The organism is Methylomonas sp. BG-2 (assembly GCF_057766305.1).
This window is the reverse complement of sequence record NZ_JBYMAP010000349.1, coordinates 1-2,960: the sequence shown is the minus strand read 5'-3', so window position 1 is coordinate 2,960 and position 2,960 is coordinate 1. Positions and strand designations below refer to the sequence as shown.

Here is a 2,960-nt window from a genome sequence, read left to right as displayed (position 1 = left end):
TTATTATTTAAACTCCGTAACAGAATCCGGGCAAACCCTGTTAAACACCAGCTTCGAGTGGCCTTGCGGCACCAGCGTCCCAACCTATTCTCGAATCACCCGCGCCGGTCACAATGCCAAAAACCTAATCCAAAAACGCGCTTACGTCGCCAACTCGAACCCCGCGAAATATCAAATGACCGACCAATTCGCGGACTCGGATACCGGCGTATACCGTTCGAATGCGTATGATCGATCTTTCAAGTGCATCAACTGCGCCGACACCGACACGGCTTTTCTGTACCGCCCGGTCGCCGTCAGCGCCCGTTGCGCCGGCTGCGATGCCGATTATCAAGGCTATACTTGGCAGAAAAACGGCGATCTGCTGACCCGTACCGATTATCTCAACCGGGTCACCAGCTTTACCTACAACAGCAACGGCTTGCCCCTCACCGAAACCGAAGCCTACGGCACGTCGGAGGCCCGCACCACCACCCGTACCTGGGACAGTCGCTTTCCGCTGAAAACTTCGGAAGTGGTCGGCGAAGTCGCCAAGGACTGGCGCTATAACGATCAAGGCCACGTTACCCGCGAAATAGTCCGCCCCGCCTCGGAAGCGCTGGTCAACGACGCCTGTCCGGCCAACTCCAAAGCCTGTCATCAAACCGACTACAGTTACAACTACGACCCCAACACCCACGTCACGTTGCGCGTCGTCAAGACCGGGCCGCGCCCGGAAAACGGCGCCAGCGTCACCGACTACCGTAGCAATGGCGACCTGTGGAAAACCACCGACGCGCTGGATCACGTGGCCGAAGTGGTCAGCGTTAACGCCCACGGCCAAATCACCAATCAGGCCGACGTCAACGGCATTCACACCATCACCACCTACAACGCCTTGCGTCAACCTAAAACCGTCACGGTCGGCAACGACGTTACCCGTTACGACTACTACACCGACGGCCGTTTGAAGGCCCTAACCCGGCCCGACAACAGCGTACTCAACTACACCTATACCCCGGCCGGTTCGGTCAAGACCGTCAGCCTGACCCATGACGGCATCACCGATAGCGTCGAGTACCAGCGCGATAGCCGGGGCAAGGTTTTGCACACCGTCGCCAGCCGTAGCGGCGACAACAGTCAGACCTGGCACCAATCCTTCGACGATAAAGGCCTGCTGTTAACCGCCTCGGACGGCAGCGGCGGCTGGAACCGCGAATTGAAACACAACGCCAACAACTTACAGGAGCGCAGTTGCCTGAGCGGCGAAATCTGCGACCTGACCTTCTACACCGGCCTCGATCAAATCAGCGACCGGGCCAGGGCGCCGCTGCTGAGCAACGGCACCCTGGGCGCCCAAACCCCGCTGTTCAGCATGGACTACGACGTGGCCGGCCGCGTCAAGCAAGTCGTCGATCCGGTCAACGCCACCTCGATTCTGACCAACAACGAACTCGGTAAGCACACCGACGAAGACTCGCCGGACTTCGGGAATCGCGGCTCGGACTACGACTTGGCCGGCAACGAAACCTACCGGGCGGACAGCGACGGCAATAGCGCGGTCAAGCAATACGACGCGTTGGATCGTTTGACCCGCATCGATTATTCGGATGGCACCAGCTTGGTCCAAACTTGGGACGTTCCCACCATTTCCACCGACCCTGGCGCATCGACCAATTATGTCAATCGTGTCGCCAGTCGTGCTAGAAGCTCTCTAACCACCGGCGCCCGGCAGGTGGTCGATCACCTGAAATACAACGGCCGAGGCGATATCGTCGCCGCCGAACAACTGATCACCGGCTTTAATACCTTAAGAACCTACAGCCAATTCGGGGCCGGGCAAGGCGATTCCGGACGTTTGGAGCGCCTGACCTATCCCGGTGGTCTGGCCGTCGCCTACGGTTATGGTAGCGATGGTCGGATTGTGGACGTGAAAGGCTACTTGCCGAACGGCTGGGCGGATACCTTGGCCGCGGATATTAGTTATCAACCGGTGATTGGTCGCTTGCGAAAATTGATGTTCGGCAACGGCTTGGTGTATTCCCGCGAACGCGATGCCGGTGGGCGTTTGTCGGCGGTCAAGTTGGTCAAGCAAGATCAAACGGTGCTTTACCATAACGACGTTCGCTACGACGAGCGAAATCGAGTCAGCGGTTACGGCGAATACGGCTTCGGCTATGATGACCTGGATCATTTGTCGTCCCAAACCACCTCCCAAAGCCAACAACGCACCGAGCTGACGCACGATAACAACGGCAATTTAACCCTACTGCAAAACTTCAGCTCGACAGGAGGGCTGGCGCGTACCGATACGCTAAGTTATCTCGACAACCGCCTGACAGCCGAAACCATGTCGCCCGCTCCGCCGGCAAACAGTTCGGGCGGCTGGAACGCCACCTACCGGTACGACCAATCCGGCTTCGTGACCGGGCATGGCGGCTTTGGCTTCGGCTACGACGCCAGCCGGGCGATGGCCTACTTCAGCAAAGCTGGGGTTGGCAGCGAATCCTACCTTTACGATGGTTTGCGGCGACGCGTCTTAAAAAGTGGTGTAGCCGGAGAAACGCGGTTTGTTTACGATCAGGCCGACCATTTGATTTTCGAATTGGCCGCCAACGGCAAAATGCGCAACTACATCTGGCTGGGTGACATCCCGCTGGCGGTGATCGACCAAAATAGCGACGGTAGCGCCGCAGCGCTTTACTACATCGAAACCGACTTCACCAACACCCCGCGCTTTTTGCGCCGGGCGGCCGGCGATCTGACCCAACCAGTCTGGTCCTGGCCGATGGCCCCCTACGGCGACACCCCGGCCCTGGAAGACCCGGACGGCGACGGCGCGAAGACCGTCTTCAACCTGCGCTACCCCGGCCAATACTACGACGCCTTCTCCGGCCTGCACTACAACCACACCCGCTACTTCTCCCCCCGCGCCGGCCGCTACCTGCAACCCGACCTGATCGGCCTGGAAGGCGGCACCA

General features: G+C 59.2%; 1 protein-coding gene. It reads left to right on the top strand.

All coding sequences use genetic code 11. From position 1 onward, the window contains the following. Positions 1–175 precede the first annotated feature (175 nt). On the top strand, positions 176–2,960 hold a 2,785-nt coding region (locus AC3B8H_RS19920; protein ID WP_488443261.1), incomplete at its 3' end, for an RHS repeat-associated core domain-containing protein.